General features: G+C 28.2%; 19 protein-coding genes and 1 pseudogene. All 20 read right to left on the bottom strand.

Annotated elements, in window-relative coordinates; all coding sequences use genetic code 4:
• Positions 1-25: 25 nt before the first annotated feature.
• The 20 genes and pseudogenes from rpiB to NPX79_RS02275 all read right to left on the bottom strand — a co-directional run bounded on the left by rpiB (position 26) and on the right by NPX79_RS02275 (position 21,511).
• Positions 26-457, bottom strand: a complete 432-nt coding sequence (gene rpiB, locus NPX79_RS02370) for a ribose 5-phosphate isomerase B (protein ID WP_381414838.1) — start codon at positions 455-457, stop codon at positions 26-28.
• Between the two features lie 3 nt (positions 458-460).
• Positions 461-919, bottom strand: coding sequence for an SsrA-binding protein SmpB (gene smpB / locus NPX79_RS02365; RefSeq protein ID WP_381414837.1), 459 nt, complete (start codon positions 917-919; stop codon positions 461-463).
• The gene (gene rnr / locus NPX79_RS02360; RefSeq protein ID WP_381414836.1) at positions 858-3,065 is read right to left on the bottom strand and encodes a ribonuclease R; all 2,208 of its coding nucleotides are present in this window, start codon (positions 3,063-3,065) and stop codon (positions 858-860) included. The genes smpB and rnr overlap by 62 nt, the downstream gene beginning before the upstream one ends.
• Positions 3,066-3,136: 71 nt before the next feature.
• Positions 3,137-3,403 (bottom strand): preprotein translocase subunit SecG, encoded by a 267-nt coding sequence (gene secG, locus NPX79_RS02355; RefSeq protein ID WP_381414835.1) that lies wholly within the window; start codon positions 3,401-3,403, stop codon positions 3,137-3,139.
• Positions 3,404-3,457: 54 nt separating this feature from the next.
• Positions 3,458-4,303, bottom strand: coding sequence for an HAD family hydrolase (locus NPX79_RS02350; protein ID WP_381414834.1), 846 nt, complete (start codon positions 4,301-4,303; stop codon positions 3,458-3,460).
• The gene (locus NPX79_RS02345; RefSeq protein ID WP_381414833.1) at positions 4,296-5,135 is read right to left on the bottom strand and encodes a Cof-type HAD-IIB family hydrolase; all 840 of its coding nucleotides are present in this window, start codon (positions 5,133-5,135) and stop codon (positions 4,296-4,298) included. Before NPX79_RS02345 ends, NPX79_RS02350 begins: the two co-directional genes overlap by 8 nt.
• 90 nt (positions 5,136-5,225) lie before the next feature.
• A complete protein-coding gene (locus NPX79_RS02340) occupies positions 5,226-5,489 on the bottom strand; it encodes a FoF1 ATP synthase subunit delta/epsilon (RefSeq protein WP_381415484.1) in 264 nt (87 codons plus the stop codon).
• A gap of 12 nt (positions 5,490-5,501) precedes the next feature.
• Positions 5,502-6,878: pseudogene (gene atpD / locus NPX79_RS02335) on the bottom strand (F0F1 ATP synthase subunit beta); the annotation flags it as partial.
• 39 nt (positions 6,879-6,917) lie between these two features.
• Positions 6,918-7,766 carry an ATP synthase F1 subunit gamma gene (gene atpG / locus NPX79_RS02330; RefSeq protein WP_381414832.1) on the bottom strand — a complete coding sequence of 283 codons (849 nt, stop codon included), beginning with the start codon at positions 7,764-7,766 and terminating at the stop codon, positions 6,918-6,920.
• 30 nt (positions 7,767-7,796) lie between these two features.
• Positions 7,797-9,380 carry a F0F1 ATP synthase subunit alpha gene (gene atpA, locus NPX79_RS02325; protein ID WP_381414831.1) on the bottom strand — a complete coding sequence of 528 codons (1,584 nt, stop codon included), beginning with the start codon at positions 9,378-9,380 and terminating at the stop codon, positions 7,797-7,799.
• A 10-nt stretch (positions 9,381-9,390) separates the two neighbouring features.
• Complete coding sequence (gene atpH / locus NPX79_RS02320) at positions 9,391-9,930, bottom strand: ATP synthase F1 subunit delta (protein ID WP_381414830.1); 540 nt, start codon at positions 9,928-9,930, stop codon at positions 9,391-9,393.
• Positions 9,930-10,454 carry a F0F1 ATP synthase subunit B gene (gene atpF / locus NPX79_RS02315; RefSeq protein WP_381414829.1) on the bottom strand — a complete coding sequence of 175 codons (525 nt, stop codon included), beginning with the start codon at positions 10,452-10,454 and terminating at the stop codon, positions 9,930-9,932. Before atpF ends, atpH begins: the two co-directional genes overlap by 1 nt.
• Position 10,455: 1 nt before the next feature.
• Positions 10,456-11,280, bottom strand: coding sequence for a F0F1 ATP synthase subunit A (locus NPX79_RS02310; protein WP_381415483.1), 825 nt, complete (start codon positions 11,278-11,280; stop codon positions 10,456-10,458).
• 20 nt (positions 11,281-11,300) lie between these two features.
• The gene (locus NPX79_RS02305) at positions 11,301-11,711 is read right to left on the bottom strand and encodes an MG406 family protein (protein ID WP_381414828.1); all 411 of its coding nucleotides are present in this window, start codon (positions 11,709-11,711) and stop codon (positions 11,301-11,303) included.
• A complete protein-coding gene (gene upp, locus NPX79_RS02300) occupies positions 11,698-12,324 on the bottom strand; it encodes a uracil phosphoribosyltransferase (RefSeq protein ID WP_381414827.1) in 627 nt (208 codons plus the stop codon). Before upp ends, NPX79_RS02305 begins: the two co-directional genes overlap by 14 nt.
• A gap of 93 nt (positions 12,325-12,417) precedes the next feature.
• The gene (locus tag NPX79_RS02295; protein ID WP_381414826.1) at positions 12,418-14,607 is read right to left on the bottom strand and encodes a lipoprotein; all 2,190 of its coding nucleotides are present in this window, start codon (positions 14,605-14,607) and stop codon (positions 12,418-12,420) included.
• A 125-nt stretch (positions 14,608-14,732) separates the two neighbouring features.
• Positions 14,733-16,898: a lipoprotein gene (locus NPX79_RS02290; protein ID WP_381414825.1), complete on the bottom strand. Its 2,166-nt coding sequence runs from the start codon at positions 16,896-16,898 to the stop codon at positions 14,733-14,735.
• Positions 16,899-17,018: 120 nt separating this feature from the next.
• Positions 17,019-18,458 carry a hypothetical protein gene (locus NPX79_RS02285; protein WP_381414824.1) on the bottom strand — a complete coding sequence of 480 codons (1,440 nt, stop codon included), beginning with the start codon at positions 18,456-18,458 and terminating at the stop codon, positions 17,019-17,021.
• A gap of 70 nt (positions 18,459-18,528) precedes the next feature.
• Positions 18,529-19,212: a lipoprotein gene (locus tag NPX79_RS02280; protein WP_381414823.1), complete on the bottom strand. Its 684-nt coding sequence runs from the start codon at positions 19,210-19,212 to the stop codon at positions 18,529-18,531.
• 106 nt (positions 19,213-19,318) lie between these two features.
• Positions 19,319-21,511, bottom strand: a complete 2,193-nt coding sequence (locus NPX79_RS02275; protein WP_381414822.1) for a lipoprotein — start codon at positions 21,509-21,511, stop codon at positions 19,319-19,321.
• Positions 21,512-21,607 lie beyond the last annotated feature (96 nt).

The raw sequence follows: 21,607 nt of genomic DNA, 5'->3' as shown, positions 1-21,607 counted from the left end.
AATAAAAAAACCCTTGCGGGTTTTTTTATTTATCTAAATTATCAATACGTTCTTGGTGTCTTCCACCTTCAAATTTTGTTGATAAAAAGGTTTTAACAATTTCTCATGCATGTTCTTTGGCAGTAATTCTTGCTCCCAAAGCTAAAATGTTTGCATTGTTGTGCTCACGAGCTAATTTTGCTGTATATGGTTCATAACATAAACTTGCTCTAGCTTTTTTTACTCTATTAGCAGCAATAGAAATACCAATTCCAGATCCACAAATAATTATTCCAAAGTCATATTCATTATTTGCTACAGCTTTTGCAACTTTTTTACCAAAACTAGAATAATCAACACTGTTGTTATTTTGAGCTCCAATATCTGATATTTCAAAATTAAAGTGGTTTTTAATATTTTCAGCTAAAAAAGTCTTTAACTCTACAGCTGTATGATCGTTTCCAAATAATATTTTCATAAGTTATCTCCTTCTTAAAGCGTAACGTTTTTCATCACGTTCTTTGATCGCTTGTCTTTTATCATGAACTTTTTTACCTTTTCCTAAACCAAACTCTAATTTAACATAACCGTTTTTAAAATAAATCTTCAAAGGAACCAATGTCAAACTATCAGTTTTTAGTTTATGAGTTATTTTTTTTATTTCTGCTTTGTGCAATAAAAGTTTTCTTTGACGTAAAGGGTCTTCTTCAAACATTGTTGAAAATTTATATTTTGGAATATTCATGTTAATAATAAACGCTTCTTGTTTACGGATTAACACAAAAGAATCTTTAATGTTTACATTGTTAAACAAAATAGATTTAATTTCACTACCCTTTAGAACCATTCCTGCTTCATAAGTTGATATAATTTCGTAATTATATCTTGCTTTTCGGTTTGTAGCGATTATTTTTATTGAACTGTTTTTTACTGTCGCCATAATTATCCTCAACGTTACGCTTTGTTGCAATTAAGAAATCAATTTGTTTCAATATTTTGCTCGCGGCTTTTACTTTAATTCTAACTTTTTGTCCTAAACGGTAACGATTATTAGTGTTTTCGCCCCTTAGTTCAAAGCTTTTAGAATCAAAAATATAATAATCTCCTGGAATATCGGTTAAACGAATTAACCCTTCAATTAAGTTGCTTAGTGATACAAACATTCCAAATGATGTTACACCAGAAATTACTCCATTAAAATGTTTGTGAACATTTTTTTCCATATATTCTGTTTGTTTCATTTTTATTACATCACGTTCACATTCCACAGCTCTTTGTTCTGTTTTTGATGAATTTTCTCCATAAGCTATCGCTAATTTTTTATACTTTTCAATTACTTTTGGTGATGTATTTTTTTTCAATNNTACATATGTTTTTAATCAACGATGAATCGCTAAATCTGGATAACGCCTAATTGGAGATGTAAAGTGACTATAATGTTTTGATGCTAATCCAAAATGTCCTAAATTTTCATCAGAATAAATTGCTTTTTCCATACTTCTTAAAAATAATGGTGCTAATATATTAAAATTAGGATTTTCTTTTAGTTTATATAATGATTGCTGAATATCTCTTGAAGTAACATCATTAACTTGTCCTTGAATATTCAATCCCATTAAACTTAATGTTTGATATAAAGCTTGCAGCTTTTCTGTTTTTGGTTGTTCGTGAACACGATATAAAAATGGTAACTTATTTTTTGTAGCAAAATGAGCGACCGTTTCATTTGCTCTAACCATGAAAGCTTCAATCAGCTGCTCTGAAACTCCTCTTTCACGAATTAAAATTTCAGAAATCTTCCCTCTTTCATCAAGTACAAATTTTGGTTCTGGTAAATCAAAATCAATTGATCCTTCTTTTTGTTTATAATCAAATAAAATCTTGTGTAACACTTTTGCTTCATCTAATAAACTTTTAATGTTATTGTCTTGATTTAGTTCATTTTTTTTGAAATAAGTATTAACTTGATTATAAGTTAATCTAGCTTTTGAATTTATAACTCCTTCAAAAATTTCATAATTAACTGTTTCACCCTTTCGATTAATTTCCATTTCACAACACATAACAAATCTATTTTCATGTGGTACAAGCGAACAAACATCATTACTAATTTTTTCTGGTAACATTGGAACAACTTTATTAATCAAATATATCGAAGTTCCTCTTTTAATAGCATCAACATCTAATGGACTATCTTCTTTTACATAGTGCGCCACATCTGCAATTGCCACATAAAGTTTATAGTTGTTATTTTTTAATTTTTCAACACAAATTGCATCGTCAAAATCTTTTGAGTCATCTCCATCAATTGTTACAAAATTATGATCGCGATAATCTTTTCTTGTTGATTTACTTGGGTCAAATCCAGTAACATCATCTTTTGTTATCGCTTCAACTTGCGCTAATGTTTCGTCACTAAAATTTAATGGAACATTGGCTTCAGTTAAAACAGCGTAAACATCGTTTCCAGGCTTACTGTAATCACCAAAATCTTCAAGTAAAGACACTCAAATAATTTGTTTTTTTGGATCAATTGTTTCAATTTTACATTTAACTAAATGATTTTGAGTAAACTCATTTATTGTTTTACTTTCTAAAAAGTAATTTTGTAATTTATTATTTAAATTAGCTAAATAAGATTTTTTAAAACGATTTTGCTTAACAACAGCTAATACAAATTCTGTTTTACGTTTTATAACTTTAACAACAACCCCTTCAGCTTTTTTATCTAATGCTTCACTTTTTTCTTTGTCTTTAGGTTTTAATCTTTTAATTAATACAACATCATTATGCAATGCTGTGTTGATATTATATCGATCAACAAAAATATCTTCTTCTTCATCTTCTATTGAAACAAATCCAAATCCCTTTTTATTTAAACTAATAACACCTTCTACGAAATCTTTATCGTTATTAATGAAAAAATCACCCGCAAAATTTGTGGCTACTTCTTTACTTATTAACAATTCTTCTAATGCAGTGTCTATTTTGTCACATTCTTTTAATTCACACCCTAATTTTAATGCAATATTTTTTTTGTTAATGAAATCTTTATTTTCAATTATTTTAAATATTTCTTTTTTCATTTTTCTCCCTAAGACAATTTTTTTTAATAAATAAATAAAAAAGAGATTTATTTACCTCTTTTAATTAATTATTAAAATAAAGTGTTGTTTAATATCGCTACAAGAATTGCTAACGAAAATAACAATATTCCCAATACCAACATCACAATTGATAAAAAGCGGTCTAGACCTCTTTCTTTTAAGACAGCAAATAATTCATCATTACCACCACTTAATGAGCTTAATCCACTTTGCGACTTTTTGTTTTGCAATAATCCAACAGTTAACATTATTAAAGTCACAATTAAAATAACTATTTCAAAACCATATATAATTTGATTCGCTAAAGTTGCGTCCATAATAAAACCTCTTACCATATTATATTACTATATTTGGAAAAAATAATAAATAGATTATTTTCAATATTTATCGATAAATCTTCTAATCCCATAATCATTGTTAGATGTTGTAACTTCAAAAGCATGTTTTTTTACTTCATCATAAGCATTACCCATAGCAACTCCATATTTAAGAAGTTTAAGTGCTGAAATATCATTGTGACCATCACCAAAATATAAAACATTTTCTAGTTTAATATCCGCATTGAACTCTTTGTTTAAATTATGAATCAAGTGAATAACTCCTGTTCCTTTATTAACTCCTCCAGCTACAATATCATATGCGCGATTTGTGATAACTTCAACATGCACACCTCAAATATCTTTTAGTGCTTTACCAACAATATCGTATGTTTCTTGATCTTTTGCTCTGGCAATAATTTTATAAGTATCATTAATTTTGCTGTAATCAAAAGCCCGAACATCTATTTGTCCATCAATATAGGCATCTTCTTCAATTTTTCTTAAAAATAAATCATGACCTTTTGCATAAAAATATGGATCATTATAGAAAATTGCTGAATAATCAAAATTTTGCGCGTCTAATAGTTGGAATACTTTTATCGCATCATCTTTCGGGATTAAATGCTTGTATTGTTTTGAAGGTTCAATTAAGTTATCTACAATAGCTCCATTTGCTCCAATAACGTATTTAGCATGATTTTTAATATCAAGAATTTCTGAAAATTTAGCGAAACCTTTAGGCATTCTTCCAGAAGCTATTGAAACATAAATATTGTTTTTAGTCGCTTTTTGTAAAATTTCTTTTACTTCATCTTGTAAATCTTGATTATCAGTAATCAATGTTCCATCAACATCACAAACTATTAATTTAATTTCATCATTATTGATTTTAAACATTTTTAAGTTCTCCCTTTTCAATCATTTCTAGAATATGTCGCCCAACACCACCTTCATCATTTGTATACTTTGTAACTCCATTAGCCACTTTTAATAAATCTTTATTTCCGTTTTTCATAGCATACCCATGAGATGATTCTTTAATCATTTCATAATCATTCATTTGATCTCCAAAACATAAAACTTCTTCTGGATCAATATGAATATTGTCGTTTAATTTTAATGCAGTAAGGGTATGCATAATTCCATTTCATTTATTAACGTTTTTAGGCAATATTTCAATATATCCATAACCTGAAACTTCAGCTCTTAAAGTTGGTATTGTTGAAACAAATCTTCTCACATCATTGTGTTCTTCTTCACTTTCACAGTCAATTACAACTTTGCGCATTAATATATCTTTTGTATAATCAAAAACTTTAACTTCACCTTTAAAATCTTTAAACATGAAAGTGTCTCTATCGATTTGTTGTTGACTTGATAAATAAGCAATATTTTCCTCTTCTGGTGCAAAGTAGAATGGTCTTTTATATTCTTTTAAAAACTTTACAACCTTTCTTGTGTCTTCAAGTGTTGAAATTTCATTTAGTAAATATTCATTTGTTTTAAAGTTTAAAACAGAACCTCCGTTACCACCGATTACATATTTACAATTAATATTTATTTCATTTGCAAAGTAATTTAAACTTGCAGCAACTCTCCCTGTTGCTACCGTTACTATTATTCCTAAATCTTGCGCTTTTTTAATCGCTTCAATATTGATTTGTGGAATTTTTCTATCTGAGTTAATTAACGTTCCATCAATATCTGTAATAATCATTTTTATAGCCATATTTACCTACCTTTTATATACAATGTTACTTTAATTATATATTTTAATAAGATAAAAAAAAACTAATATCACATATTAGTTAAAAAAGTCTTAATTTTTTTCTTCTTTGATTCCATTAGTTAAAATAATTGTTGAACTTTTTTGGACTTTTAAAATTCCTCCATCAATTTTATAACTTGTTTCTTTATTATCAATTTTTAATTTTAAAATTGAAGAAACAATTGTTCCAACTAAAGGAATATGATTGTGTAAAATCCCAACATATCCTGTTGTTAACTTAACAGTTAAAATATCAACTTCCCCATCAAACTCTACTTTGTCTGGTGAAACTATTTTTAACTTTAGCTTATTCATTATTTCNATTTCCTTAGCTTTTTTAATAGCTTCATCAATTGTTCCTACAAACATAAATGCTTGTTCTGGTAAATCATCGTGCTTTCCAGCTAAAATTTCTTTAAATCCACGAATTGTTTCAGCTAACGAAACATAAGTTCCTTTAATTCCTACAAATTTTTCAGCTACGTGGAATGGTTGAGATAAGAAAGCTTGAATTTTACGCGCACGATAAATGATTGTTTTATCCTCTTCTGAAAGTTCATCTAATCCTAAAATAGCAATAATTGATTGCAATTCACGGTATTTTTGTAAAACTTGTTGTACTTCTAACGCTGTTGTTGCGTGCTCTTCTCCAATAACTAGTGCGTCCATCATTCTTGAAGTTGAACCAAGCGGATCAACAGCCGGATAAATTCCTAAAGCTGCGATTTCACGGTCTAAAACAACCTTAGCATCTAAGTGTGTAAAAGTTGTTGCTGGCGCTGGGTCAGTTAAATCATCGGCTGGAATAAATACTGCTTGCACTGATGTAATTGAACCTTTTTTTGTTGATGTAATTCTTTCTTGTAAAGCTCCCATCTCTGTTGCTAAAGTTGGTTGATATCCTACAGCAGAAGGCATTCTTCCTAATAAAGCTGAAACTTCTGATCCAGCTTGAGTAAATCTAAAGATATTATCTACAAATAGTAAAACATCTTGATTTTTTTGATCTCTAAAATATTCCGCAATTGTTAAACCAGTTAAAGCAACACGCATTCTAGCACCTGGCGTTTCATTCATTTGCCCAAACACTAAAGCTGTTTTACTTAAAACACCAGCTTCAATCATTTCATAGTATAAATCGTTTCCTTCACGAGTTCTCTCACCAACTCCCGCAAATACAGAAATCCCTCCATGAGATGTTGCAACATTATTAATTAATTCTTGAACAATAACTGTTTTACCAACACCAGCTCCTCCAAATAATCCAATCTTACCACCTTTTGAAAAAGGCACTAATAAATCAATAACTTTTATCCCTGTTTCTAAAATTTCTGCAGATGTTTTTTGCTCTTCATATGTTGGTGCTTGACGATGAATTGACATAATTTGTTTTGTTTTAGGAGCCGGTTTGTTATCAATTGGTTCTCCTAGAACGTTTAGCATACGCCCTAAAACTTCTTCTCCAACCGGAATTGAAATTGGTCTTCCTAAATCAGTTCCAATTAGACCACGCATTAACCCTTCAGTTGGCCCCATAGCAATTGTTCTTACAACATCATCGCCAATATGATGTAAAACTTCACAAATAATAACTTTTTCACCATCTTTAACTTCAATTGCGTTATATAATTTCGGAAGAAATTCTGGACTAAAAGCTAAATCAATAACTGGCCCTAGGATTTGAATTACTTTNTCCTTGATTATTTTTAATATTCTTTACTGTTTTTTCCATATTTTCCTCCGTTATTTATCTTGCCCACTTGAACCAGCAATAATTTCTGATATTTCTTGTGTAATTGCTGCTTGGCGTTTTCTGTTATATTCTAATGATAATTTTTCTGTTAAATCATCAGCATTTTTTGTCGCATTATCCATTGCCATCCGCCTAGATGCATGCTCTGAAACTTGTGATTCTAATATTGTTGATAACACTAATGAATTTAAATACATTGGTACTGTATTTGTTAACACTTCTTCAGCTGATGGTTCAAACTCCATAACAGCGCTTGATGGGTTTTGATTTTTTGCTTTTGGTAATTTTACAATTGGCAATAATTGTAAAACCGTTGGTTCAAATGTCGCATTATTGATAAATTTAGTATATGCAACTTTAATACAATCAATTTTGTTATCATTATAAGCTTCTAACAATTGTAAACTTATACTTGAAGCCATAGTGTAATTAAAATCATGTGGAACATTTTCCAATGATGTTAAATGAGTAAATTTTTTATACTTTTTAACAGCTTTTTGACCAACCGGAATTACCAAGTCATGTTCTTTAATATCTTTTGAAACTAGTTTATTAATATTGATATTATAAGCTCCACAAAGACCGATACTTGAGTTAATAATTAATCAAGCAGTTTTTTTAGGCTCAAAATTATTTTGTGCTTGATATTTAGAGCGTTCAGCTGATTGAATAATGTCATTAAAAACTTTATAAACTTCTGTAAAATAGTTTTTTGAATTTAAAATCAAACCACTAGATTTTTTTAGTTTTGCCATTGCCACCAATTGCATTGCATTAGTAATTTTACCAATGCCCTTAATTGACTCTAGCTCTTTTTTTAATTTAATTCCAACAGCCATTTGAACTCCTTTGTGTGTTATAAATATTTTTTATAAAAAATTATATTTTTTTGAAATCAGCTTCTGATCCAAACTCTTTAATATTGTAATTCTCAATTTCNNACTAATAAATTGTTTTAAAAACTTACGACAATATACTGAAAGTGATTCTTCTATTTCTTTTGAAATTGCTTGGTTTTTTTCAATTTCATTTCAAACTTTATTTGCTTGTTTATCATTTGCAAAATACTCGAATAATTTCTTTTTGAATTCTTGAATTTGTTTTAAAGGAATTCACTTAACTAATTTTTCTCTTACCATATATAAAATAATAACTTGATTTGTTTGATTAATTGGTGAATATTGCGGTTGAATCAAAACTTGAACTACTCTTTTTCCATGTTCTAAAACACTTTTTGTAGCTTCATCTAAGTCTGATCCAAATTTAGCAAATGATTGTAAACTTCTAAACTGCGCTAATTCTAATTTTAATTTTGAACCAACTTGTTTCATAGCTTTTGTTTGGGCCGCTGATCCTACACGCGATACTGAAAACCCAGCATCAACGGCTGGACGAACACCAGCATAAAAACTATCTGTATTTAAAAATAGCTGTCCATCTGTAATAGAAATAACGTTTGTTGGAATATAAGCTGAAATATCTCCAGCTTGTGTTTCAACAATTGGTAAAGCAGTAATACTTCCTCCACCAGACTCTTTATTTAATTTAGCAGCTCTTTCTAATAAACGACTATGTAAGTAAAATACATCCCCAGGATAAGCTTCTCTACCTGGTGGTCTTCTTAGAAGTAATGCCATTGTACGATATGCTACAGCGTGTTTTGATAAATCATCGTAAACAATTAAAACATCTTTATTATCTTCCATTCACTCTTCAGCAATTGTAATTCCAGTATATGGAGCTAAATATTGTAATGGTGCAGCATCACTAGCACTTGCAGAAACAATTGTTGTATATTCAATTGCTCCAGTTTGACGTAACTTTTCAACAACTTTTGCTACGGTTGATGCTTTTTGTCCAATCGCAACATAAACACAGTTAACATTTTTTCCTTTTTGGTTAATAATTGCATCTAATGTTAAAGTTGTTTTTCCGGTTTGACGATCACCAATTATAAGTTCTCTTTGACCTTTACCAATTGGAATCATTGCATCAATTGTTGTAATCCCTGTTTGTAAAGGTTGGTCAACTGATTGTCTTGTCATAACACCAGGAGCAATTCTTTCCACTTGACGTGTTTTATTACTATTAATTGGTCCCATACCATCAATTGGTTGTCCTAAAGCATTTACAACACGACCTAAAAGAGCGTCTCCAACTTTAGTTTCAACAATTTTACCAGTTAGTGTAACTTTGTCACCTTCACCGATATTTGTATCATCCCCCATAATAACAGCCCCAACAGAACCTTCTTCTAAGTTTAAAACCATTCCATAAACATCGTTAGAGAATTTTAACAATTCAGCAACATGAGCTTGTTCTAACCCATCAATTAAGGCAATTCCATCCCCAACAGAAATAACAACACCCTCTTCATGCGAATCAATTACTTGCTCATAATTTTTAATTTGCTTTTTAATAATTTCTGATAATTCATTTATATTTAATGCCATAATTTCTCCTTTAGATTACTTTCTCTTTCATGTTTTGTAATTTGCCTTTAATTGATGTGTCAATAATTTCGTTTTTTACTTTTATGAGTAATCCACCCACAAGTTCTAAATCTATTTTGTTAACTAATGTAATTTTAAAATTAAACCTTTTACTTAACTTTTTCTCTAAATTACTTATTTGGGATGGTGAAAGTTTCACAACAGAAAACACTTCTCCAAATACTCGATCATTTACTAAGTTTAGTTTGTATCTTGCATCTTTTAGGATTGGTAAAACCTTGTTAAATGATTCGCGATCAACTAGTAACTTAAATGAGTTTATCCAGTAAGTAAAGTCTTTTTCTTTTTTAAAAATATTTTCTAATAAGACTTTTCGTTCTTCTTTTAAAACTAATCTATTTGATAAAACTTTTATCAAACTAGGATTATCTGAAAATAAAGCAATTAATTCATTACTTTCTTTTAAATATTCATTTGTTTTGTTAGTTTCAATTGCGATATTTTTAATTGCTGTGCCGAAATTATTAATAAACTTTTTAGAATAAAACATTAAATTTCATTAATACTTTCATCAATTAATTTTTTATGTTTATCGGCGCTTATTTCTTTTTCTAAGATTTTTTCAGCTGTTGAAAATGCTACATCAACAATTTCTTGTTTAATTTTTGTTTCTAATTGCTTTTGTTCTTTTTCAATATTAAACTTTGCATCATCAAGCATTTGTTGATATTTATTTTTAGCTTCTTTTAAAATTTCTTCTTCTGTTTTTAAAGCTTTACTTTGTGCATCTAAGACAATTTGACTTGCTTGTGATTTTGCATCAACAATTTTATCTTTTGATTTTTTCTCATTAATATTAGCTGTTGCTTGTTTTTCAACTGCGCTTTCTATTAATGAACGAATATACTCTCTTCGATCATGCATTGATTTTCTAAATGGACGATAAACAAGTTTTGCTAATAATAGTAGCAAAATAACCGTCGCAATTATATGCGAAATAAACATTCATAAATTGGGAAATAATTGATTAATTATTTCTGATGATTCTACACCTTTGTTTAATAACATTAACATATTAGATTACCTCGCTTTCAATACTTATTTTTGATATGTCCTCTGTTTTTTGATGTTTTGTTACTTTTAAAATCCGCTCATCATCGTTTTTTGTTGGCCTTAATTCTAAACTTCAATAAGCAATGGTTAAAATTGCAAAAATATATGCTTGAATTAGTCCACTAAAAATATCAAAATATAAGTTTAAAAATGGGAAAATCATTGCTGATAGTAAATCAACAGAACCAATATAAGGAACATTAGCTCAAATTGAACCAAGTAAAGAACCTAATAAAGCTAAAATAATTGAACCACCCAAAATATTTCCGAATATACGAAATGATAATGAAATAACCGGAACAAACTGTGTAAGTAACTCTAAAGGATTAATATATCTTTTTAAATAACCAATTTTTTGATATTTAAAACCGAAATAATAAATTCCAAAAAAAGTAACAATTGCCATTGATAATGGAACTGTATATGATGTTGCAATTGGTGGAAAACCAATAATTCCCATTAAATTACTAATTCCAAAATATAAAAGAATGTATAAAAAGTAAATTGTTAACTTTTTGTATTTAACACCCATTAAATCAATAACTTGTTGTTCCACCCATTTAATTATTAATTCTGCCATTAAAACTAATCCTGTTGGAGCTTCATGCGGTTTTAACTTAGTTACTCTTTTGTAATAACAAATTGATAACATCATAATGATAAAAGTAGTTAATAATAAGGTTATCAATTGAGGCATAAGCATCGTAAAAGACCAAGAACCGATACCCTCAGCGCTTGGATCTGGGACTAAACCAAAAAATGTAGTTTTTGTTTCAAGAATACTCATTTTCAACTACTTTATCTCCTTTATGTTTTTTTATTAATTATCGTTATAAGATATGTTGCTATTGCATTTAAGATTAAACCTAAAAGTGTAGCAAAAATGTTAAATACGTTTTCAAACAAAACACTTATAATAATAAATAATGTATAAATTAATATTCTTAAAATAAAGAATGTTATTGGTGCATATTTATTTAACGTAAGTGTTGTATAATTTGTACTAAATAATAGTACAAAGAAAGCAGTTACAGACCCTGCATAACCTAACACATACCCAAGAGGTAGTGTTAAATGACTTAACTTTGTAAAAAACGGAATAATAATTGTTATTGGGATTGTTATAAAAAATATTGTTAAACTACATAATAATATTCTTCACTCTATTTTTAAAGGTTGTTTTTTATTAACTTTTTTAACAAAATTATTTTGTTCCAAAAATTCTATCCCCAGCATCACCTAGGCCTGGAACAATGTAACCATCATCATTTAATTTATCATCAAGTGATGCTACGAAAATGTCTACATCAGGATGTTCTTCTAATACACGATCTCTTCCTTCAGGAGCAGCTACAATAGACACTAACTTAATGTTGTTGGCCCCCCAATTTTTAACAATGTTAATTGTTAAAACAGCACTTCCTCCAGTAGCTAACATTGGATCAAGTATGATAACACATTTATCTTTTAAAGATCCTTTAGGTTTTTTAGCAAAATATTCATGTGGCTGCATTGTTTCTTCATCACGATATAAACCAACATGACCAATTTTAGCATTAGGAATAAGTTTTCAAAAACCATCAACCATTCCTAGGCCCGCTCTTAAGATCGGAACTAAAACAATTTGTTTTTCTAATTTATAACCTGTAGTTTTACCAACAGGTGTTTCTATTTCAAATTCTTTTAATTCCACATCTTTAAAAACTTCATAGGCCATTAAATGAGTAATTTCATCTAAATTTTCTTTAAATACCTTTGTATTACTTTCATTTTTACGCATCCTTGTTAATTTATCTTTAATTAACGGATGTTTAATTTCTTTAAATCCCATATAACTCCTTTATATACCATATTAATTTTATCATAAATAAAAAATTATCAGGCCTATTATAAATATAAAAAATGACTAATCACTAGTCATTTTTTATTCTTCTCATATATTTCCTGTGTATTTTGCTTTTGCAAATGTTTCATCATCACTTTTCATAAACATAAAATTTGTTGTTCCTAAATTTCAACGAGGTACTCTCTTTGTAACTGCATCCCCCGTTTGTCATAAGTTATAATTATTAATTGCAAATTTAATACCATTAAAGTTTAAAATAATATTATTTTCAATATTACTTATTCCCTCTATTCAATCACGATTAAATTTTAGCAAGGTATCTTCTTCGGTGTGTAAAACTTCTTGGTCCCCAGTCCCATCATAAAGTTTAGCGGTATTATATGAATAATCATTTTTAACATATAATTCAGATGATATAGATAAAGAAAGGTCTGCAACTATTTCATGGTTTTCTTTAACTGCTTCATTTTGTTGTTTTAAAACATAATTTACTGCGTCCATAATACTTTTACTATCTCGATTTTCACGTAAATTATCAAAGTCTTCAGGATTTAGAATAAAAACATTAGCTCCTGAATAGTTTGAACCACCACCACCAATGTAAAATGTGTGTGGTAATGATGAATGAGCATAATTACCAGGCGTAAACATATTGTTTAATAAACTTGTAGCCATGCCTTCTTCATCAATCTTTTGAATAAACATGTCATAAGCATAATCTAAAATTTCTCCATATAATTTTTCAAGACTTATATTATTAGTTGGTGTTGCTAAAAAATTTAGATTTTCCATCATTGATAATGGCACACCATCATAGAATCATTGAAATATATTAGCTTTACCAAAATCTGATATATTTGTTTTTGTTAATACCCCGGCGTCTGCTCCACCTAAAATTACTAAATCTTCTTGAACCATAATTTGGTCTTTTGGAATATTGTCAGAAAAACTATAATCTTTAATTGAATCATAAAATTCTTGAATTGGTTTTAAAACATTAGTTTCTAAATTTGTTTGTAAAATAAATGGTGATTCATCCTCTAAACTTTTAGCTATAAAGCTTTGACTAAATTTTTTATCAAAAGACAAAATTCCCGGAATAGCTGCTGTTAAAATAGGATCATTATTTCTATCATTTTTACCACTTCATGTTTGTACATCATCAATTGAACCATATAATAAAGTATCAACAAATGATGTTCTATCTTTTAAGTCATCTATAAGTGTTGAATCTTCATGATCCGAAAAGAACGGGAACTTTGATTCCGCCACTAAACCATTATAACCAGCAACATATGGTATTATACTACCCGTTGTTGGCATTGGATTACCTCTAATATCAGCTTTTGGATCAAATGCTTTTCTACTTAAGTTATCTTTATAAGATGTTGCTGTTCCAATTTCATTTGATTCAGTTTCGTATATCATACTTTTTATTTCAAGTTTTTCAGGTTCAAAATCAGTAAGTTTATTAAGGATTTTCAGTATATCACCATCTTCAGCATAAAGTTTTTCTATACTATCAAAAGCTTCAATTGAATTATGCCCTTTATATGTTAATACATGTTTATTAAGTTCTTCTTCAATATTTGGAAATGAAGTTTTTAGTCATTCCATAACCCTTGTTAATTTTACAAGATTGCTTGTTAAGTAAGTGTTATAAAAACCATTTGAAGTTATATGAGTATTTTTTGAGTCCCCTATTACAAAATTAAAATGAATTTTAAAATTACCAGAAATTTGGAAAGTGTCTTTTATAGCGTTAGCATCATCCAAAATATCTTCATACCCTGGCCCTGCATAATCTTCTACTTTTTTTACAATATCAAAGTCTTGAATTGCTAAATCAGTTAATTCAATTGTTTCAATTATTTGATCTTCTTCTAAACCTGTAAATAAATGAGCGTAAGTTGAAGAAAATAATAATTCTTTCCCAATTTTGTTCATTATATCCCTAGCAGCAATATTCAATTCTGTAATTGTTTCATTTAAAGATGTATCAGGAATAGAAATTGGAAATTTACCGTCCGCTTTTTCTACTTTTGACGTTAAATATTTTAAATTTTCTTTATCGCCTATAAAATATTCAGCTTCTTCTTTGAACCAATATTCCATGTCATTTTTAATTTTAGTAGATATTTCTTCTAACAATTCATTTAAATTTTCTGGAGCTTCAGCTTTAGTAACTAAAGATGCACAAGCAATAACTGTTCCTACAGTCACACCAGTTATTACCATCGACCCCAACAAACTTAATAATTTTTTCATTCTAACCTCTTATATATTTGTTCTTACAATTGTTTATGTAGTTAATTTATTATAACACACATAAAAAACTATTTCCTTTTGTGGAAATAGTTAAAAAAGGATGTATTACCTTTGAATAATTACCTTTAACTTCATATTGTGCCTGAATATTTTTTAGGTATTGAATCTGTGGCTTTCATTGCAGCTAAAGTTGAGGTCCCTAGATTTCAACGAGGTATACCTTGAAGATCCATAAAATTAGGTTTTCATAAATTATAATTATTAATAGCAAATTTTAATCCATTGATATCTAAGATAATATTATTAGAAATATTAGTTAGTTGTGTACTTCATGACTTGTTTTTTTCTTCTAAATCTTCCAAAGTCTCAACTCAAATTTCGTATGACTCATCTTTGTCTACAAGTTTAGTAGAAGTGACTAAGCCATTAGCTTCATTAATTGGGGGAAGTTTACTATCAACTGAAGTTGATAAATCTATTTCTAAAGGACGTGCATTATAAATTTTTTCATGTTGTTCTCTTATAACATGATCTATAATTTCTACAAAATTTGTTCTTTTATTTTTATCATTTATAAATTTTTCAAAATCTTCTGGGTCCAATATAAAAATATTTGTACCATCTCTTCTATCTCCCAAAGGTGAAAATGAATATGATTCACTTTCATAACTATTGTTTGCAGGCGCTCACATATTATTTAATAAACTTGTTGCTTTACCATTTTCATCTATTTCTTCTAAAAATAAATCATATGCATAATCTAAAATATCTCTGTATAACGCTTCTAAAGATTTATTATTTGTTGGAACCGCTATCAAAGGAACGTTTTCAACTAAATTTAATGGTAATCCATCATAAAAATATTGTACAAAATTGACATAACCAAAAGATGATACATTTGTTTGTGTTAACACACCCTCCTCTGGAATAACAATATTTTCTTGCACATCAATATCTTCTTTTGGTACATTACCTGAAAATGAATACTTATCAATATCATTCATAAATTCTTTTAGAGGTGATAAGTAATGTTCATCTAACTTAGTTTTATAAGTAATTGTTTTGCCGTCCCTAGATAGATCTTTACCTAAAAATGTTTGGCTATATTGTTTATCAAAAGATAAAATTCCCGTCATGTCACTTGAAAAAATTGGATCTAGAGCTTCTGGAATATCATCTAATGAACCATATAATATTGTTTCAATAAAATTTTCTTTTTTTTCTAAAAGGTGACTAAAATTAACTGATGAAGAACCTCAAACTTCTTTTTCTGATGCCATACCATTAAAACCAGCTAAAAAGGGAACAACACTTCCTGAAATTGTTCAATTAAACGGATTTTGTCTTCAATCAGCTTCTGGGGTGTCGCGCTTTTCCAACGTGACATCATTGTAAGTTGTCGCTGTACCAATACCATATCAATCTTTATTATTATATTCTAAAAATTTAATGTCCAATTTTGCAGGATCAAAACTTGGATCTTTTTCTAAAATTTTTAAAATATCTCCACCGTCTTGATAAAGCTCCTCCACTCTATTAAAATGATTTACTGCGTCATAACCCTTATAAGTTAGAACATGACTATTTAACATTTCTTCAATGTTTGGGATTTCTAGTTTAAGTCAAGTAAAAATTTCATATAGTATATCAATATCTTTTGTTAAATAAGTATTAAAAAAGTTTGAAGGTGTTGTATATAAACTTTTTTGATCACCAACAACAAAATTAAAATTTACTTTAAAAGTACCTGAAATTTGAAAAGTATTAGCTATAGTTTCAGCCTTAGCAGCCATGTCCTTATAACCAGGTGCTTCAGAATTTTCATTAACTTTTTCCACAATATCAAAATCATTTAAAACTAAATCTTCTCAATCTAAATTTTCAATCACTTCATGGTCTTCAAGACCTGTAAATAAATGAGAAAATTGAGCAGATAATATTAATTCTTTTCCAACTTCTGTAAATTTTTCTTTTGCTGAATTTATAAATTGGTTAAATGTATCTGGTACATCTGTATATTCAATAGGCGCCGGGAATCCTCCCCCTTTTTCAGCTTCATCATATTTTTTACGTAAAAGTTCTAAATCTTTTTCATTAGATAAAAAAAGTTCCGTATTTTCTTTAAACCAATATTGCATTTCATTGTTAACTTTTATTGATATTTCTTCTAACAGTTTATCTAAATTTTCAGGAGCTTCAGTTGGGGCAATTAAGTTTGAACAAGCAATAACTGTCCCTACAGTCACACCAGTTATTGCCATTGAACCTAATAAACTTAATAATTTTTTCATAAAACCTCATATTATTAAATAAAAATTTAATGTATATTTATTTATTATAACATATAATAAATAAATATATTTTGATGAGGATTTTAATACACAAAAGCTAAATTGTTATAATATTAAAAATTATCAGATATTTCCTGTATATTTTGGAGTTACAGTTGCACTAGCTTTTATACCACCTAATGCTGACATCCCTAGGTTTCAACGGGCTATTTCTAATGTAGATTCTGAATTATTTTGTCATAAATTATAATTATTCAATGCAAAGTCTATACCATTAATATTCAAAGTAATGTTGTTAGCAATATTACTTAAATAATTTCTTCAATTAGGTGTTTTAGAATTAATTTTACTTTCTAAAGCGTATAAACCTGTATATTTAATTTCTGGATCTTTTAAATAAACAACATTGCTTTCAATACTTGGATTATGAGCTTCCATATTTCTATTTTGAGAAACTAACAATTCTGGTTTTAATGTATGGCTATCTTTTATTGAATTATGTTGTTGTTTAACAACATAATCAACTGCATCAATAATTGGGGGGCCAGCATTTCCAAAACGGTTATACTTATCATAATCATCATTGTTAAGTATAAAGAAGTTTAAACCATCATATCGCACTCTTTCCCCTGCGCCTGAACTTAAGGTAAATGTATTAGGATTATTATTTCAAGTGTTATTTGAGTCAGCTCACATATTGTTTAATAAACTTGTTGCTCTGTCTTCTGAACCACCATTTCATTCTTCAATAAATAAATCATAGGCGTAAGTTAAAATATCTCTATATAGTTTTTCAATAGGTTTGTTGTTTGTAGGTGTGGCAATAAAAGGCACATTTTCTACTAAGTCTAAGGGTAATCCATCATAAAATCATTGCACTAAATTAATGTGCCCAACATCAGATACATTTGTTTCGGTTAAAACACCTTCATTTGGTTCTCCAGCTAAAATAACAACTTCATCTTGCACAATAATTTCTTCTTTAGGTATATTGCCTGAAAATTTATATGTTTGAACATCTTCTACAAAATTTTTAATTGGAGTAAGATAATTTTCTTTTAAATTTGTATTATATCGAATACCTTCTGAATCTTCTTTTTCTAAATTCTTTCCTATAAAAGATTGTTTATATTCTTTATCAAAAGCCAAAATTCCTGGCATTTCGTCTCAAAAAATTGGGTCTCGTTTGTCAGAATCATTGATTTTTGCAGATGAACCATACAATACAGTATTAACAAATGACTCTTTTTTGCCTAAATCTTCAATGAATGAAACAGGATTATCAATACCTGTTGCTTTTTCATTAAGCATAGAATTAAATCCAGCTAAATATGGAACAATACTCCCGTCTCCAATATTGGGTACGGGGTTTTCTCTTTCATCACTTAAGGGTGTATCACCCTTAACTCCTATTCTGTCCAAATAAGTTGTGGCAGTACCTATACCCTTTGAAGATGATATATACTTCAATGTTTCTACTTTAAGTTTACTTTTATCAAATTTTGGATTTGTACTTAAGACATTTAAAATATCTCCGTTTTCTTGATAAAGTTCTTCCACTTTATCAAAATCATCAACTTTGTCATGTCCTTTATAAGTTAAAACATGCTCTTTTAATATGTATTCAAGATTAGGGAAGTCTTTTTTTTATTCAATTTGAAACTTCATGAAATGTTATTACATCATTTGTCAAATAAGTATTAAAAAAATTTGATGGTGTTACATGAGTATTCTTTTGATCACCGATTACAAAATTGAAAATAACTTTAAATTTACCAGAAATTTGGAAACTGTCAGCTATGCTATCAGCTTTTAAAGCCATTTCTGAATATCCCTCTTGAGATGAATGCTCATTTACTTTTTTAACAATATCAAAATCATTTAGTTTTAACTCTTTTCACTCTAAAACATCAATTATTTGACTTGGTTCTAATCCAGTAAACAAGTGCCCAAATTTAGCTGAATATAATAGCTCTTTACCAAGGTCATAAAATTTATTTTTTGCCGCTTGCATAAACTTATTAAATGTTTCTGGTAAATCGGTACTTAAAATATAAACCGGAAATTCCCCTTCTGCATTATTATATTTTGTACGCAAAAAGTCTAGGTCCTTTTGATTAGCAAAAAAAACTTCACCGTTTTGCTTAAATCAATATTGCATGTCATTATTTATCTTAATAGATATTTCATCTAACAATTGTTGAAGGTTTTCAGGTTCTTCTGTATCATACGATAACGTGGAACAAGCTATTACTGTGGCAACAGTCATAGCGGAAATTGCTAAAGATCCTAATACACTTAATAGTTTTTTCATAAAGCACCTCTTCAAAAATTGTTAAAATAATATTTAATTTTACTAATTTTAACATATATAGATAAATTTAATAAATGGTGATATTCTTCGCTAAATAATGATTATTTTAATTGAAAATATATCCTAGATATTTTGCTTTAAATTCATTTGTTTCTTTTACAAAAGTAAAGTTTGTAGTACCTAAATTTCAACGCGCTATCGCTTTTTTGCTTCCTTTATATGTATTGTAATTATGAATAGGAAAGCCAATTCCACCAATATAAATTACAACATTTTCTAAGGGATTAGATGATTTTTGTTTTCAATTTGGATTAGAAAAATCTAAATAATCATCATCCATGTATAACACATCCATAGGTTTATTTACAAAATCTGTTATTCCTTTTTTGTTTAAGTAATTATCACTTTTATAAGAATAAATATAACTTTCAGGAATTCAAGAATATTTTTCATCTATTTTAGTTTTTTGTTGATTAAAAATAGTTTCAATAACTTCTGATGGTTTTCTAGGTGTTTCATATGCTTTATCAAAATCTTCACTTTTAAGAATAATTGAATTAGTCCCCAACCTATAATTACCGTCTAAAATTAAACCTGCTCTATAAGCCATTAATCTATGTGTCACTGAATTTCTAAAAATATTTGACATAGGACTTGTAGCTAATCCAGAACCATCTTGTTTTTCAATTAAAATATCGTAAGCGTAACTTAAAACATCGCGATAACTGTCATTTAAAGTTTTGTTTTTTTCTGTCATTATAAATGTTGTTATATTTTCAACCATGGGTAAAGGAATATTGTCATATGTTCAAAATATAATAGATGTGTCACCACCATCTACAAGGTTCGTTTGAGTAAATACTCCCTCATTGCTTCCCGACTCTATTCTGTAATTATCTTGAACTGTTAAACGATTTTTTGTTTCTTCATCTACAAATTTTAAATCTTCTTTCTTTTTATAAAATTCTGATAAAGGATAATAATATTTATCTTGTAAACCATAATCAGTTGTATAAGTTTTTTTATCTCATATATATTCATAATAAGTATTGTATGATCTATCATAAGACAAAATTCCTGGAATTTTTCCTCATAAAACTCCATCTCCATTTCTTGAATCAACTAAATCCTGAACATTCATAATGTTTCCATATAGCCCAACTTCAATAAAGTTTTCTTTGGTTCCAAAATCAAACGAAATATCTCCATCACTTCCTTCTAATCAGTACTCTTCATCTTTTTTAAAAGTATTATAGTTCACCATATTTGAAATTAAAGAATGATTGCTAACAACTGGCTTTTTTCTAAAATCACTATCAGGATCATCTCAAGGCAAACCATTTTTAGTAAATCTATCATCATACAACATTGAATTTGTTTGAGATTTTATAACGTCACTATAATTAAAAACTGTTGTTTCATAATTTGCATTAAGTACATTAAATTTACTAATATCTGGAGCAGACCCATCTTCCATTGTAGAAAGTCTAGCTATATCAACAATATCACCATCATCTTCATATAGCTTTTCAACAGAAGAAAAAGCTTCAACACCTTTGTGTCCTTCATATGTTAGTCCATAATTTTTAATTATTTCTCAAACATTAGGTATGTCTTTTTGTAGTCAAAAAATAACTTCTTTAAGAATTTCTTTATTTTCAGTTAAGTATAAACTCGACATTGAATCTTTAGTGCTGTATTGTTTTAATTCACGATTTTCTACATATGAAAAAACGACATTAAAATTTGTAAAAAGGTTGAATGTATTAGAAATAGATTCTGCTTTTGCTAAAGCCTCTTCCCATCCATCAATGTGCTTTCTTTCTAAAACAATTTCAACTAAATCAAAATTTTGCATATAAAAATTTTTAAAATTAATATTTTGAATTATTTGTTCTGGTTCTAAGTTTAGGAATAAATGACTAAAACGATCATAGCTTGAAATTTCCTTAGAAATATCTAACAATACATCTACCGCTGTAAAATTTATGTCATCAATTGTATTGTGTAAAGTTTCTGGTTTTATATTTATGGGAAAATCATCTTTATTAGCTTTATTGAATATATTCTTAAGTAAAAACAACTCTAAATCTTGACCTTCAAAAAATTCCACGTTGTTCTTCATCCACTTATTAATATTACTATTTATTATTTTTGAAATATCTCTTAAAAGAAGTGGTGTATCACTATCTTCCAATTCTTCTCTAGAATCTTGATTTATTGGTGCACAGGCAATAACAGTTGCTGCAGCACTGGAAACAATGGTGATCGAACCTAATATGCTTAATAATTTTTTCATTAAAACCTCTTTATTTATCTTGAAGAAAGATATTAATTATGATAATATTTACTATAATTTAATTATAACATAGAAAATATTTCCTTATAAAAGACG

The sequence above is a fragment of the Spiroplasma endosymbiont of Anurida maritima genome, assembly GCF_042465095.1.
Taxonomy (GTDB): domain Bacteria; phylum Bacillota_I; class Bacilli_A; order Mycoplasmatales; family Mycoplasmataceae.
This window is presented reverse-complemented; position numbering and strand designations above follow the sequence as displayed.